This window comes from Streptomyces sp. NPDC054765 (genome assembly GCF_053612065.1).
In genome coordinates this window covers 31149-45275 of sequence record NZ_JBSHBP010000014.1, presented here as the reverse complement: position 1 = coordinate 45275, position 14127 = coordinate 31149, and the positions used below count along the sequence as shown (strand labels likewise).

The window sequence follows — 14127 nt, the reverse complement described above, 5'->3', positions numbered from 1 at the left end:
GTGGGCCGCGTCGCCGCACCCGGCCGCACCACATCCCCGTACACCGTCCCGGAGGAACAAGCAGCCATGAGCGTGCTCGACGACATCGTGACCCAAGCCCGCGCCGATATGCGGCAGCGCGAGGCAACCACCGGGCTGGAGGTGCTGGTACACCAGGTGCGCTCCGCGCCGCCCGCCCTCGACCCGGTCGCGGCGCTGCGCCGGCCCGGTGTGCAGGTCATCGCCGAAGTCAAACGTCGCAGCCCGTCCAAGGGTGCGCTGGCGGACATCCCCGAGCCGGCCGACCTCGCCGCCGCGTACGAGAGCGGTGGGGCCGCGGTGGTGAGCGTGCTCACCGAGCGGCGCCGTTTCGGGGGCACCCAGGCAGACCTGGCGGCCGTACGCTCACGGGTCGGTATCCCCGTGCTGTGCAAGGACTTCCTCGTCACGCCGTATCAGCAGCACCAGGCCCGCGCCTACGGTGCGGACCTGGTGCTGCTGATCGTGGCGGCGCTCCAGCAGCCCGAACTCGTCGACCTGATCGAGCTGGCCGGCCGCGTCGGGCTGACCCCGCTGGTAGAGGTGCACGACGGCCACGAGCTGGACCGGGCGCTGTCGGCCGGGGCCAGGGTGATCGGCGTCAACGCGCGCGATCTGCGCACGCTGCGCATCGACCGCACCGTCTTCGAACGGCTTGCACCGCGGATCCCGGACGATGTGGTCAAGGTCGCGGAATCGGGCGTCCGTGGCCCCGAGGACGTGCTCACTTACGGAGCCTGGGGCGCGGAAGCGGTGCTGGTGGGCGAGCACCTGGTGACCCACGGCCGGCCCGCGGACGCGGTGGCCGGGCTGCTCGCCGCCCCGTCGCTCAGCCTGTCGCCGCGAGCTTCGCGGTGAGCACCGCCCAGCGCTGCAACACCTCGTGCGCCGCCCCCGAGTCCAAGGCCCGCGCGGCACGCCGCACACCGGCGTCGAGCCGCGAGGTAACCGGCTCCTCGGTCGGCTCCAGGGCCGCCAGGCCGGCCGCCGCGGAGAGCAGCACGGCATCCCGCACCGGCCCCCGCGCACCCGCGAACAGGTCCCTGGCGACCGCGGCGTTGTACGGGGCGTCGCCGCCCCGCAGCGCCTCCGGGGGCGCATAGCCGATGCCGATGTCGCGCGGATCGAAGGTTTCGGCGCGCACCTCACCGTGTGCGACCGACCAGACCGAAGAGGTCGTGGTGACCGCCAGCTCGTCCATCCCGTCGTCGCCTCGGAAGACCAGCGCGGAACCACCGCGACGGGCCAGGACCTCGGCGACCAGCGGCGCCAGTCGACGATCGGCCACCCCGATCGCCTGTGCGGTGGGGGAGGCCGGATTGGTCAGCGGGCCCAGGCAGTTGAACACCGTCGGTACGCCCAACTCCCGCCGTGTAGGCGCCGCGTGGCGGGCCGCGGGGTGGAATCCGGGGGCGAAGCAGAACGTGATGCCCGCCTCCACGGCGACCTGCGCGACCTCGGAGGGCGGCAGGTCGACGGCGATACCCAGTTCCTCCAGCACATCCGCGGAACCGCAGGCCGAGGACGCCGATCGGTTGCCGTGCTTGACGACCCGGGCGCCCGCGGCGGCCGCCACGATCGCCGACATCGTCGAGACGTTGACGCTGTTGCTGCCGTCTCCGCCGGTGCCGACGATGTCAAGAGTGGGACCGGCGACGTCGATGGTCACCGCGTGCTCGTACATGGCGCGAACCAGGCCGGTGATCTCGCCCGCGGTCTCGCCCTTGGCGCGCAACGCGATCAGCAGGCCGGCCAGTTGCCCGGGCGACGCGAGGCCGCGCATGACGTGATCCATGGCCCAGGCCGTGCTGTCGGCCGGCAGCTCCTGGCGGGCCAGCAACGCGCTGAGAATCCCGGGCCAGGAAAGGGCCGTTTGCTGCTCCGTCACGGTGCTCTCCTTCGGACGAGTGGTGCGGGCGGGGCGTACGGGGGAAGTGCCGCGCGAAATTCAGCAGCGGAATCGAGGAACGGCGCCGAGCAGTGGAATTCATGTGCCGTGACGGCCAATTCGACCGCAATTCAGTGTGTGCGCGAACACAATCCACTGCCAGACCAGTTGAGGTGCCTGCCGGCGGACCATTTCCGCGATGCGCACCAAGAGTGAAGGGGGATCGGGAAGGTGACCTGGAATACGCTGATCGATGTGACCCGGGATTCCGGACTTCCGCTGACCACACAGATCCAGGAAACCCTCAAACAGGAGATCACCGACGGCGCACTGCACCCCGGCACCCGGCTCCCGTCGAGCCGGCAGCTCGCCGAGGACCTGGGAGTCTCCCGGAGCGTCGTGGTGGAGGCGTACGGACAGCTCATCGCCGAGGGCTACCTGGAGGCGCTCCAGGGCTCCGGGACCCGGGTCGCCCCGCATCTGTCGAGCGCCCACAAGGTCCCCACGCTGCTGGACGGTGGTGGCGGCGCCCCGTCGGTCCGCTGGGATCTGCGCACCACAGGCGCGGGCGCCGGAAGCTTCCCGCAGCGCGAATGGCTCGCCGCCTATCAGCGGGTCCTGCAGCGCATGGACCGCCGCGACTTCGGCTACCCGCCGGTCTCCGGAGCCCAGGCGCTGCGCGGCGAACTGGCCCGCTACCTGGGCCGGGTACGAGGAGTGCACACCACGCCCGAACACATCATGGTGGTCGCCGGCTTCGCCCAGGCGCTCGGCCTGGTCTGCGCGGCGCTGCCGCAGCTGGGCATCGAGGAACTGGGCGTGGAGGAACCCTGCCATCCACAGCAGCGGCAGTTCGTGGCGGAGGCCGGCCTCACGCCCCGGCCGGTACCGGTCGACGAACACGGCATCGACGTCGCCACGCTGGCCCGCACCGGTGTACGGGCCGTCCTGGTCACCGCCACCCACCAGTTCCCGACCGGCGTCACCCTGAGCCCGCAGCGCAGGGAAGCACTCGCCCGCTGGGCTCAGGACGTGGACGGCTGGATCATCGAGGACGACTACGACGGCGACCTGTGGCTGGCGCACGGCCCGCGCCCGGCGGCTCTCCAGCGGCAGGCCCCGGACCGCGTCCTGTACGCAGGCACGACCAGCAAATCCCTGGCCCCCGGGCTGCGGCTGGGCTGGCTCGCACTCCCGCCCCGGCTGCGCGACCTGCTGGAACAGGTCCGTTCCCAACGGGACCTGGGCTGTGAGGTCTTCACCCAGCTCACCTTCGCCGAACTGCTGAGCACCGGGGTGTTCGACCGTCATCTGCGGCGCCAGCGTGCCCGCTTCCGGGCCCGCCGCGAGACGCTGGAGCAGGGGCTGCGCACCTTCCTGCCGGACGCCGGGATCGCGGGTTCCGCGGCCGGGCTGCACGCGTACGTCCTGCTGCCCCACCGCACCGACGAGGCGGCGCTCACCACCTTGGCGCTCAAGCGGTCCGTCCTGGTGCGCGGCGGCCGCTGCTGCCATCACCGGCCCTGGCAGGCCAGGCCGGCCCTGGTCATGGGCTATGCGTCGGTCCCGCGGTCGGGGGTGACCGAGGCACTGAGGGAGGTCGCGGACGCCTATACAGAGCTGACCGGCGGCGCGAGCCGCTCCTCCCGCTGCGCCTGAGCGGCCGCGCCCTGTGGCCCGGATGTGCTCAACGCGCGCCGACGGCGAGGAAGTTCTCGAAGAACCGCAGGCCGCTCTCGGTCATGATGCTCTCCGGGTGGAACTGCACCCCCTCCACCGGCAGACTCCGGTGCCGCAGCCCCGTCACGTACCCGTCGTCGGTCGCGGTCGCGGTTACCTGGAGCTCTTCCGGCAGCGGCCGGGAGACGATCAGCGAGTGGTAGCGGGTGGCGACGGTGCGCTCCTCAAGACCCCCGAAGACCCCCTCCCCGTCGTGCTCGACGGTGCTGGTCCTGCCGTGCATCAGATGGTCCGCCACTTCGATGCGGCCGCCGTAGGCCAGCGCGATTGCCTGGTGCCCGAGGCAGACCCCCAGCAGCGGGGCGTGCCCCGCGAATTGGTGCACCAGCTCGACGTGGCCGGACGCGGCCGGGTGACCGGGCCCCGGGCCCAGCAAGACGGCGTCCGGTTCCATGGCGGCCAGCTGCTCCGGAGTGCGGGTGCCGGCCCGGACCACTTCGGTGCGGGCGCCGAGCGTGCGCAGGTACTGGTCGATGATGTGGACAAAGCTGTCGTAGGCGTCCACCAGCAGGATCTTCACAGCAGTTCTCCACCCGTTAACGCCCAGTAGGCGGCGCCCATCTTGGCCAGCGTCTCGTTCCACTCGGCCTCGGGCGTCGACTCGGCGACCATCCCGGCCGAGCTCTGCGTCGAGTAGACCTCGCCGTCGTGCACGATCGTGCGGATGCACAGCGCGAACTCGCTCCACCCGTCCACATCGACCAGCCCGAGCGCGCCCGCGTAGATCCCACGCGGCTGCTCCTCGATCCCGTCGATGATCTCCATGGCACGCAGCTTCGGCGCGCCCGTCATCGTCCCGGCGGGGAAGGTGGCGGCCATCGCGTCCCACACCCCCGTGCCGGTCTCCAGCCGTCCGCTGATCGTCGAGACCATGTGGAAGACGTGCGAGAAGGCCTCCACGGTCATCAGACCGTCCTCGACGAGCGATCCGGCGCGGGCGACCCGGCCGATGTCGTTGCGGCACAGATCCACCAACATCACGTGCTCGGCCTGCTCCTTGGAGCTGGTGACCATCTCCTTGATACGGCGCTCGTTCTCCTCCGGGTCGGGCCCGCGGCGGGTGGTGCCGGCGATCGGCCGCATGACGATGCTGTCGCCCCGGCCGTCGTGTCCGCCGGTGTCGTCCGGCTCGGTGCGGAAGTGCAGTTCGGGGCTGGCGCCTATCAGGGTGTCGGCGCCGCGCGGGCACAAGTACATGTACGGCGAGGGATTGCGGGAGCGCAGCCGCTGGTACACCTGCTCGGGGCAGAGCTCGGTGCGGACGTCGATGCGATGGCCGATCTGGATTTGGTAGATGTCCCCGATCCGGATGTGTTCGAGGCACCGCTCGGCCCACCGCAGGAAGGTCGCCCGCTCCACGCTGTCCCGCACGGAGTGCGGTGGGGGCGCCTCGGGGCAGGAATCCGGCTCGGACGCCGGAGCGGCGGCGTCCGCCGCGAGGGCGGCCACATCGGGTCCGGTCGCCGGCGGGAAGGCCCCGCACGCCGCGCTGAGTAGCTGCACCTCGCCCGTCTCCTGGTCGTACCAGACGGTCTCCCGGAACAGCGTCACGGTGGCGTCCGGACCGCCACGCGAGGCAGCCCGCGCGGGCAGCGGCTCCATGTGCCAGGCGGCCTCGTAGCCGAGGGTGGTCAGGAAGCCGAAGGCGTAACCGCTGCCGGGCACCGCACGCTCCACGCAGAACAGCCCCTGGGCCGCTCGCAGCAGGGCCCACACCTGCGCGGACCGGCTGAAGCGGAACCGGTCGTGATCCTCGGGGGCGAGGCCGTCGCGGGTCAGCCCGGCCCGTTCGGCGGCAGCGCCCAGCGCACGGCGCAGCGGGCCCGCGCCGTCGATCTCTACGTGCCCGGCGAACAGCCGGATCTCGGCGAGCCGGCCGTGGCCGACGACCGCCGGGCGGCGGTCCGCCTGCGGCCCGGCGAGGCTCTCCAGCAAGAACACCTCGCCGCGGCCCGCCGCCGCGGCCAGCGAGGAGTACAGCGCCAGCGGATCATGGGCGGGAAGCGGCACGCTGGTGACGAGTACGGAAAGAGGGGAAACCGCCTTCGTCGAGCGGGCGGTGAGTTCGCCGTCCGCTACCTCTCCGGCGGCCCTGACCGGTGTTATTCCTAGCATCTCAGTCCTCGGTTTCGCAGGCTTTCCCATTCGGCTGGGTGAAAGTGCACGGTAAGTGAATCAGCCGCGGATCGAGGGGATCCAGACCAATCGGGGGATGCAGATACGGGCCACTCCGCCAATTCTTGACCATGCCGTTGCCGCGCGGGTTTTATCTGACATCGCCAGACGTAGCCGAATTGAATTCGATCCCATTCTGGGAGATGTGATGAAGGAACCCGCACAGGACAGCCCCACCGGTTCGTCGCGGACCGTCCCGCCGCACCCGGCGCAGCTGCCGCACCCGGCGACGCCGTTGGGCGCTCCGCTTTCGGCCGCGCAGCAGCCGCAGTGGCCGGACGTGGCGGAACGCGACGCGGTGGTCGCCGAGTTGAGCGCCGCCCCCCAACTGGTCTTCGCCGAGGAGTGCGACCGGCTCCGGGACCGGCTGGCGGCGGTGGCGCGCGGCGAGGCGTTCCTGCTCCAGGGCGGGGACTGCGCGGAGACCTTCGGGCAGACCTCCGCCGACGCGATCGGCGCGAAGCTGCGCACGCTGCTGCAGATGGCCGTGGTGCTCACGTACGCCGCGTCCATGCCCGTGGTCAAGGTCGGCCGGATGGCCGGGCAGTACGCCAAGCCCCGCTCGCAGCCGACCGAGACCCGGGACGGCGTCACCCTGCCCGCCTACCGGGGCGACGCGGTCAACGGGCTGGAGTTCACCGAGGCCTCGCGGCGCCCCGACCCGCGTCGGATGCGACGGATGTATGACGCGTCCACCACCACGCTCAACCTTGTTCGGGCCCTGACCCAGGGCGGCTTCGCGGACCTCCACCAAGTGCACGCCTGGAACCGGGGATTCGTCACAGACTCGCCCGCGGGCCGGCGCTATGAGGAACTGGCCGACGAGATCGAGCGGTCGCTGCTGTTCATGCACGCCTGCGGCGTGGAGCCCAACGGCGTCCAGGCAGCGGAGTTCTTCGTCAGCCACGAAGGGCTGCTGCTGGACTACGAGCGGGCGCTGACGCGTACGGACGAGCGGTCCGGACTGCCGTACGCCACCAGCGGCCACCTCATCTGGGTCGGCGAGCGCACCCGTGCGAGGGACGGCGCGCATATCAACTTCCTCAGCGGGATCCGCAATCCCATCGCCGTCAAGATCGGCCCGGACACCCAGCCGGACGACATCCTCGGCTACATCGACCGGCTCGACCCCGTCCGAGAGCCGGGGCGGCTCACCTTCGTGGTGCGGATGGGCGCGGAGCGGGTGCGCGACCGACTGCCGGCCTTGGTGGAAAAGGCCGTAGCGGACGGCGCACGGGCCGCCTGGGTCTGCGACCCGATGCACGGCAACACCTACCAGACCGCCAGCGGCCACAAGACCCGCCGCTTTGACGTGATCCTGGACGAGGTCCAGGGCTTCTTCGAGGTCCACCGGGCGCTGGGTACGCACGCCGGCGGAATCCATGTGGAACTCACCGGCAACGACGTGACCGAGTGCGTCGGCGGCGGCAGCGCGGTCAACGTCGAGGATCTGCCGCGCCGTTACGAGAGCGCCTGCGACCCGCGGCTCAACCACAGCCAGTCCCTCGATCTCGCCTTCCGGGCTGCCGAGATGCTCCGCGGCTGACGGCGGCAGACCACTCGCGGAATGCGGATGCGGACCACTTCGCAAAACCTTGACCGGATGTGGGCACATTAGTTGGAATTCTTTCCGCGGGCGTAACGCGCCCGGATGGAGTCGCTCACGAGGCGAAAACGCCACGGGGCGGGTGTTCGTCATGAGCGAGTGCTCCGCTCCGTGCCGAGGACACGCCTGGAGATGAGGGTTCGTGACCGTATCGCCCGGCTACGAAAGCCGAGCGCCACTCGCCGTGCGCGCCGCGGCCTGGCACTTACCGGAGTCCTCGGCCCACATCGGGGAACTACCGGAACTGGCCGGACTGCCGCCGGCCGAGCGCAGCGTCTGCCTGGGGCTGGGGATCGAGCGGATACGGACAGGCAGGGAGGCGGACGCGGTCGGTCTGGCCGAGCATGCAGCACACCGGGCGCTGGCCGCAGCGGGACTCACCGCGCAGGACGCCGATGCGCTGATCGTCGTCGAATCGCGCGCCCCGCAGACCCTGCTCAGCTCGGAGGCGACCCGCCTCCAGGAACTGCTCGGGTCGCGGGACGCGCTCACTTTCACAGTGGGCGGGCTGGGCTGTGTCTCGCTGACTCCCGCCCTGCTCACGGCCCGTGGCCTGCTCGCCGCCGACCCGGAGCTTGAGCACGTACTGGTCGCCCACGGCAGCACACCCGCCACCCAGGGGCGCTACCGCCACCCGGTGACCGTCAACGGGGACGGCGGCGGCGCGCTGGTGCTCTCCAGGACAGGTTCGGTGCGGCTGCTGGACATCGTCCAGGAGACGAACGGGAAGTACTGGGATCTGTTCCAGGTTGCGTTCCGGGACCTGCCGAGCGACAGCTGGCGGGAGCGCTGCCAGGACCCGGCGACGTACTCCTTCCAGTTGGCGGTGGAGACCCGCAACCGGCTGACGGCCTTGCTGGACGGGCTCCTCACGCGCCATGGAATGACGCGCCGTGATGTGGCGGGATACATCACACAGAATCTTTCCTCGGGGAGCTTCGGATTCACCGAGGAATCCCTTGGCGTGCACGTTCTCCCGGCCTGTCGCGACAACCTCCGGGAATTGGGGCATCTGGGTCCGAACGATGTGTTCTTGAATCTGTATACGGCCCTTGAGCGCAAGGAATTGGCCGAGGGCGACCGCGCAGTGCTGATCAACGTGAGCCCGGTGGCGGCGTGGAGCCTGCTGCTGGTGGAGATCGGAGCCGGGGAGTCGACACAATGAACTCAACCATTGGCGAGATAACGGAGTTTCTCACCGTCGCGCTCAGGCAGGACATCCGGCCCGAAGACGACTACTTCGCGCTGGGACTGGCGGACTCACTGTTCGCGCTGGAGTTGGTGACCTTCGTCGAGGAGCGCTTCCGGCTCACCGTCGAGGTGGAAGACCTGGACCTCGAGAACTTCCGCACCGCGGTCGGCGTCGCCGGGTTCGTCGCACGCAAGACCGCGGGCGCCGGTGGCGCCGCCGAACCGGCCGACGTCCATGAACCGGCCGCTGCCGAGCCCGCCCCCGAGTTCACCACCGACTATGAACCCCTCCGGTAGCCGGGGGAGCGCCCTCGTCCAGGCGGCCGCCGACCTCGCCGCCGCCGTACGCGACCGGGCCGCGGACTGGGACCAGCGCGGTGCGCTGCCCGAGGACGTGCGCCGTGCGGTGGCCGAGGCGGGCCTGCTGGGTGCCGCCGTGCCGCCCGGCCACGGCGGCGCGGAGACCGGGCAGGACGAACTGGGAGAGATCAGCGCCCATTTGGGCGGGGTGTGCAGTTCCCTGCGTGGCCTGCTCACCGTCCAGAGCATGGTGGCGGCGGCCCTGCTGCGCTGGGGAACCGAAGACCAACGCTCTCACTGGCTGCCTCTGCTGGCCGGCGGCGAGCGGATCGCCGGATTCGCCGCCACCGAGCAGGACGCGGGCAGCGCGCTGGCACATGTGGGCACCCGGGTCGAGGACGACGGACGGCAGATCGTGGTGACCGGCCGAAAGAGGTGGATCACCTTCGGGCAGACGGCCGACGTGTTCCTGGTGCTCGGCCGGTCGTCCGGCGGTCCGGTCACGGTGCTCGTCGAGGGAGACCGGCCGGGCGTGCGCCGCGAGCTGGTGAGCGGCCAGCTCGGCATGCGCGCCGCCGGGATTGCGCATGTGGAGTTCGACGACGTCGTGGTGCCTCGGGAGAACCGGGTGGCGCCCGCGGGGGCCGGACTGTCCCATGTCGCGGCCACCGCGCTGGACCACGGCCGGTTCACCGTCGCCTGGGGCTGCGTGGGCATGGCCGAGGCATGTATCGCAGACGCCACCGAGCACGCCGTGCACCGTACCCAGGGCGGCGTGCCGCTGGCCCGCCACCAGCTGGTCGGATCTCTGCTGGCGCGGGCGGCCGTGGAGACCGATGCCGCGCGCCAACTGGCACTCCGATCAGCCCAGTTGCGTACTGATAACGGGCTGCGCGCCATGACCGAGACCATCGTCGCCAAGTACGCGGCCGCCCGCGCTGCCGCTGAAGCGAGCCACAGTGCCGTACAGATCCTCGGGTCCGCGGGCTGCGGCCCCGAGAGCCGGGCCGGCCGCTTTTTCCGGGACGCCAAGGTGATGGAGATCATCGAAGGATCGCCGCAGGTGGCCGAGTTGCACATCGCCGAGCGGATGTTCCGGCAGCACGGCCTCCGACCGGCCGGCCCCGGACCGCGGCCGGCCGCACCAGGCACAGCTCGGACTGGCGCCGCCGGCACCGTGGCCCGTCAGGAGGTGTCGACATGACGGACACGACGGGCACCCCGCCGCCCCCCGCCCCGGCCCCGACGGTGAAGTGCCTGGTGTGGGACCTGGACGACACCCTGTGGGACGGCACCGTGCTGGAGGGAGACGCACCACGGCCGTTCCTCGCGGCCACCGCCGCCCTGCACACCCTGGACGAACGCGGCATCCTGCACGCGGTCGCCAGCCGAGGCGACCCTGAGGCCGCGGCCGCCCACTTGGCCTCGCACGGGCTGGACGACCTGTTCACGCTGCTCGACATCGGTTGGGGCGCCAAGTCCGATGCGGTGCGCCGGATCGCCGCTCGGCTGAACATCGGCCTCGACACGCTCGCGTTCATCGACAACGACCGGATGGAACGCGCCGAGGTGGTCGCCGCCCTCCCCGAAGTACGCTGCTACCCGGCCTCCCAGGCCGCGCGGCTGACCGTACTCCCTGAATTCCGGCCGCCCTTCGTGACCGACGAATCACGTGAACGGCGCGCCCTCTACCGCGGCGAACTGCGGCGCAAAGAAGCCCAGGACACCTACGAAGGGGCCCCCGCGGAGTTCCTGGCCTCCCTCGGCCTGGAGCTCTCGGTACGCCGCGCGACCGAGGAGGACCTGGCCCGCGCGCATGAGCTGACGGTCCGTACCCACCAGCTGAACACCACGGGACGCACCTACGACCTGGAGGAACTGAGGGAGCTGTGCGCCTCGCCCCGGCACCGCGTGCTGGTCGCCGGACTGACCGACCGCTTCGGCTCGTACGGGACGATCGGCCTGGCGTTGACCGAACACACTGACGGCGCGCAGGACGGGCCGACCGGCGCTGAGGGCGCCAGTGTGCTGAGGCTGCTGCTGCTGTCCTGCCGAGTGATGTCCCGCGGCGTCGGCCCCGCCCTGATCGGACACCTCGTACGCGACGCACTGGCCAGGGACCTGCGCCCGGTCGCGGAGTTCGTCCCCACGCCCGTCAACCGCGTGATGCTGGTCAATCTGCGCTTCAGCGGCTTCGAGGTGATCGAGCGGGCCCCGGACGGGCGCGTCGTGCTGGGCCTGGACCGTGCCGCCTCGCCGCCCCCCATGCCCACCCATGTACGGGTCGTCGACACCGATGCGAACTCACCCTGGAGAGACCGTTGAGCAATCCGCAGAGCGAGAACGGCACCGGGAGGGCCGCCGTCGGCGTGGTCGGCGCGGGCACCATGGGCATCGGCGTCGCACAGAGCCTCGCCGAGGCCGGTCACCCCGTCGTGGTCGTGGACCCCGTCCACGAGGCCCTGGACGACGGCCCGCGCAAACTGCGTGACGGCCTGCGCACGGCCAGGCTGCTGCGCCGTACATCGCGCCGTACATCGGGTGTCGTCCCGGCGGCCGAGGTGTCCGACCGGATCCGCTGGACGCCGGATGCCGCCGCTCTCGACGCGGTGGCCTTCGTGATCGAATGCGCGCCGGAGCGGATGTCCGTCAAGGAAATGGTGTTCAAGGAACTGGACGCGGTGTGTCCGCCCGGCACGGTCTTCGCCTCGTGCACCTCCGCGATCCCGATCGCCACTCTCGCCGCGCACACCCAGCGCCCCGACCGGGTGCTCGGCACGCACTTCATGAACCCGGCCTATCTCAAGGACGCGGTCGAGGTGATCCGCGGGCCCGGAACCGGCGACCGCGTTCTCGATGCGACGCTCGGCCTGCTGTCCGGGATGGGCAAGCGGGGACATGTCGTCAACGACGCACCAGGCTTTGTCTCCAACCGGGTGCTGATGCCCATGGTCAATGACGCGGCGGCCCGGGTGGAAGCGGGCACCGCGGACGCCGAGACCGTGGACCGCATCTTCCAGGACTGCTTCGGGCACGCGATGGGCCCCTTGCGAACGGCCGACCTGATCGGCCTGGACACCATCGTGGACACCCTGTACGTCCTGCTGGAGATCACCGCGGACGCGCGATACGAGCCGTGCTCGCTGCTGCTGGAGTTGGTGCGGCAGGGGCACCGCGGCCGCAAGAGCGGGCGCGGATTCCACGCCTACGGACGGCGAGGATGACCGCCCGCGAGGCTGTCACCGGGCCCCCCGTCCCGGCCGCCGTGGATGTACTGACGCTGATGGAGCACCACTTCCGTGCGTCGCCCGACCGCACCGCCCTCGTAGTCGGCGACAGGGCGCTCACCTACCGGCAACTGGCCTCGGAGAGCGAGGAGCTGGCTGCGCGCATCGCCGCAGGGGGAACGGTACGGCCGGGCCGGGGCCAGGTCGTGTTGCTCTACCAGCGGCAGAGCGAACGCACCGTCGTCGGGATGGTCGCCGCGCTGCGCCTGGGCGCAGCCTGGTGCGTGGTGGAGCCGGGACAGCACGGGCCGTCCGAGCCGGCCGCCGGCCGTGTCCGGGCCCTGCTCGTCGACACCGACTGCGCGGCCATCGTCTTCGACGGGGCCAACGCGGCCACCACCTCGGACACGGTCCGGGCGCTGGCGTCCGGCATCGCCCTGCACGACCTGTCGGGGCCTTCCGGAACTCCCGGGGCGGCCGGTTCCCCGCCCGCCCCTGCGCCGCGCGCCGAAGTGCCGGGCGCTGCCCCCGCGTACGTGATCAGCACCTCCGGCTCGGCCGGCGCACCCAAGGCGGTCGTGGTCAGCCGCGCCAACCTCGCGCACCTGATGGCCGGGCGCGCAGAGGAACCCGGCACGGTCACCTTCGCCCCGTGCCGGCTGGCCTGGGACGGGGCGCTGCTGCTGCTCTTCCATGCGCTCTGCACCGGTGGCACGGCGGTGCTGCCGGACGCACGCGGGCTGCCCGACGCGGCGGCGGCCGCGGCGCTCATCCGTACCTGGCACGTCCGGCTGGCCGCCTCGCCGCCCTCCTTCTACCGCCTGATGCTGCCCCACCTGTCCGGTGCGGACACCCACCTGCGGACCCTGATCCTCGGCGGCGAGGCGGTCCCCGAGGTGCTGGCCGACGCGCACCGCAGGACGCTGCCCGGCACCCGGCTGTGGAACGAGTACGGCCCCACGGAGACGACGGTCGGCGTCCTCGCCCACCTCGCACCGGACGCCCAGGAGCCGGCCGGGTCCGCCAAGTCCCTCCCGATCGGCCATCCCATCGGGCCCGCCACGAGGGCGTACATCCTCGACCACGACCTGTCCCCGGCACCCAACGGCACATTCGGCGAGCTGTACATCGGCGGTCCCCAAGTCGCACACGGCTACGCGGGCCGTCCGGCCGAGACCGCGGGCCGCTTCGTGGCAGACCCGTTCACGGACGTCCCCGGAGACCGGATGTACCGCACCGGAGACCTTGCCCGGCTCAACACGGCGGGTGAGATCGAATTCGGCGGACGGAAGGACGGACAGACGAAGGTGCGCGGAGCGCGGATCGAGCGGCACGCCGTCGAGGCCGTGCTGGAGAGCCACCCCGCCGTGCGCCGGGCGTCCGTGCTCGGCATCACCGACGAGCACGCCGAGGACACCCTTGTGGCGTTCTGGTCCGCGGACCGGACGGCGGCAGCCGCGCCCACGGTCCGTGAGCTGCTGGCGCACTGCGCCGGTCAGCTGGTCGAACAGGCCGTTCCCGAACGCTTCGTCCAGGTCGCCGGAATTCCCCTGACCGCCATCGGCAAGACGGACGAGAGCGCCCTGCGCGCCCTGCTTCGGCACTCCGAGGTAGTGCCCCAGGGGCCGGGGGAGTCCGTGAACGGTGACGCCGACCCCGCCAGGCGCCGCGGGAACGCGCTGGAACGGGAGATCGCCGCGCTGTGGGCCGAGGTGCTGCGGCATGACGAATTCGGGCTCGGCGACGGCTTCTTCGCGGCCGGCGGCAATTCGCGGCGCGTCGTGGAACTGCATCTGCGGCTGCAACGGCGCTGGCCGGGCGCGATACGCGTGGGACGGCTCTTCGACCTGGACACCGTGCGGGCCCAGGCGGCGGCGGTCGCCGACGCGCTCACCGCGACGGGAAGCGAGTGGCCGGCCGCGGCACCCATGACATTCGAAGTATGAGCGAGCCAGGCACCAGAGGCATCAGCACCGTGGGAG

At 71.4% G+C, this 14127-nt stretch carries 12 protein-coding genes; 9 read left to right on the top strand and 3 right to left on the bottom strand.

Going from position 1 to position 14127, the window contains the following annotated elements; all coding sequences use genetic code 11:
• Window positions 1–66: 66 nt before the first annotated feature.
• Window positions 67–876 (top strand): indole-3-glycerol phosphate synthase TrpC, encoded by an 810-nt coding sequence (trpC, locus tag ACWGJY_RS11980; protein WP_453260653.1) that lies wholly within the window; start codon window positions 67–69, stop codon window positions 874–876.
• Here the strand turns inward: trpC and trpD are convergent.
• Window positions 848–1906: an anthranilate phosphoribosyltransferase gene (gene trpD / locus ACWGJY_RS11975; RefSeq protein ID WP_453260652.1), complete on the bottom strand. Its 1059-nt coding sequence runs from the start codon at window positions 1904–1906 to the stop codon at window positions 848–850. The two genes, trpC and trpD, sit on opposite strands and share 29 nt — an antisense overlap.
• Before the next feature lie 231 nt (window positions 1907–2137).
• Here trpD and pdxR point away from each other — a divergent pair, with 231 nt between their 5' ends.
• The gene (gene pdxR, locus ACWGJY_RS11970; RefSeq protein WP_453260651.1) at window positions 2138–3565 is read left to right on the top strand and encodes a MocR-like pyridoxine biosynthesis transcription factor PdxR; all 1428 of its coding nucleotides are present in this window, start codon (window positions 2138–2140) and stop codon (window positions 3563–3565) included.
• A 28-nt stretch (window positions 3566–3593) separates the two neighbouring features.
• Here the strand turns inward: pdxR and ACWGJY_RS11965 are convergent, their stop codons facing one another.
• Together ACWGJY_RS11965 and ACWGJY_RS11960 are read right to left on the bottom strand one after the other, a co-directional pair.
• A complete protein-coding gene (locus ACWGJY_RS11965; RefSeq protein WP_453260650.1) occupies window positions 3594–4166 on the bottom strand; it encodes an anthranilate synthase component II in 573 nt (190 codons plus the stop codon).
• Window positions 4163–5761, bottom strand: coding sequence for an anthranilate synthase component I family protein (locus ACWGJY_RS11960; RefSeq protein ID WP_453260649.1), 1599 nt, complete (start codon window positions 5759–5761; stop codon window positions 4163–4165). The genes ACWGJY_RS11965 and ACWGJY_RS11960 overlap by 4 nt, the downstream gene beginning before the upstream one ends.
• 208 nt (window positions 5762–5969) lie before the next feature.
• On the opposite strand from ACWGJY_RS11960, the gene ACWGJY_RS11955 reads away from it, so the two are divergent.
• The 7 genes from ACWGJY_RS11955 to ACWGJY_RS11925 all read left to right on the top strand — a co-directional run bounded on the left by ACWGJY_RS11955 (window position 5970) and on the right by ACWGJY_RS11925 (window position 14091).
• A complete protein-coding gene (locus ACWGJY_RS11955; protein WP_453260648.1) occupies window positions 5970–7367 on the top strand; it encodes a class II 3-deoxy-7-phosphoheptulonate synthase in 1398 nt (465 codons plus the stop codon).
• Between the two features lie 286 nt (window positions 7368–7653).
• Window positions 7654–8592 (top strand): 3-oxoacyl-ACP synthase, encoded by a 939-nt coding sequence (locus ACWGJY_RS11950; protein ID WP_453260720.1) that lies wholly within the window; start codon window positions 7654–7656, stop codon window positions 8590–8592.
• Window positions 8589–8915: an acyl carrier protein gene (locus ACWGJY_RS11945; RefSeq protein WP_453260647.1), complete on the top strand. Its 327-nt coding sequence runs from the start codon at window positions 8589–8591 to the stop codon at window positions 8913–8915. The genes ACWGJY_RS11950 and ACWGJY_RS11945 overlap by 4 nt, the downstream gene beginning before the upstream one ends.
• Window positions 8899–10122 (top strand): acyl-CoA dehydrogenase family protein, encoded by a 1224-nt coding sequence (locus ACWGJY_RS11940; RefSeq protein ID WP_453260646.1) that lies wholly within the window; start codon window positions 8899–8901, stop codon window positions 10120–10122. Before ACWGJY_RS11945 ends, ACWGJY_RS11940 begins: the two co-directional genes overlap by 17 nt.
• Window positions 10119–11243: an HAD-IIIC family phosphatase gene (locus ACWGJY_RS11935; RefSeq protein WP_453260645.1), complete on the top strand. Its 1125-nt coding sequence runs from the start codon at window positions 10119–10121 to the stop codon at window positions 11241–11243. The genes ACWGJY_RS11940 and ACWGJY_RS11935 overlap by 4 nt, the downstream gene beginning before the upstream one ends.
• Window positions 11240–12142: a 3-hydroxyacyl-CoA dehydrogenase family protein gene (locus ACWGJY_RS11930; RefSeq protein WP_453260644.1), complete on the top strand. Its 903-nt coding sequence runs from the start codon at window positions 11240–11242 to the stop codon at window positions 12140–12142. The genes ACWGJY_RS11935 and ACWGJY_RS11930 overlap by 4 nt, the downstream gene beginning before the upstream one ends.
• Window positions 12139–14091, top strand: coding sequence for a non-ribosomal peptide synthetase (locus ACWGJY_RS11925; protein ID WP_453260643.1), 1953 nt, complete (start codon window positions 12139–12141; stop codon window positions 14089–14091). Before ACWGJY_RS11930 ends, ACWGJY_RS11925 begins: the two co-directional genes overlap by 4 nt.
• Window positions 14092–14127 lie beyond the last annotated feature (36 nt).

Excerpts from the sequence above, each read along its gene's own strand:
- trpC (WP_453260653.1), top strand. The coding sequence starts at position 67 with ATGAGCGTGCTCGACGACATCGTGACCCAAGCCCGCGCCGATATGCGG.
- ACWGJY_RS11960 (WP_453260649.1), bottom strand. The coding sequence starts at position 5,761 with ATGCTAGGAATAACACCGGTCAGGGCCGCCGGAGAGGTAGCGGACGGC.
- ACWGJY_RS11955 (WP_453260648.1), top strand. The coding sequence starts at position 5,970 with ATGAAGGAACCCGCACAGGACAGCCCCACCGGTTCGTCGCGGACCGTC.
- ACWGJY_RS11945 (WP_453260647.1), top strand. The coding sequence starts at position 8,589 with ATGAACTCAACCATTGGCGAGATAACGGAGTTTCTCACCGTCGCGCTC.
- ACWGJY_RS11940 (WP_453260646.1), top strand. The coding sequence starts at position 8,899 with ATGAACCCCTCCGGTAGCCGGGGGAGCGCCCTCGTCCAGGCGGCCGCC.
- ACWGJY_RS11935 (WP_453260645.1), top strand. The coding sequence starts at position 10,119 with ATGACGGACACGACGGGCACCCCGCCGCCCCCCGCCCCGGCCCCGACG.
- ACWGJY_RS11925 (WP_453260643.1), top strand. The coding sequence starts at position 12,139 with ATGACCGCCCGCGAGGCTGTCACCGGGCCCCCCGTCCCGGCCGCCGTG.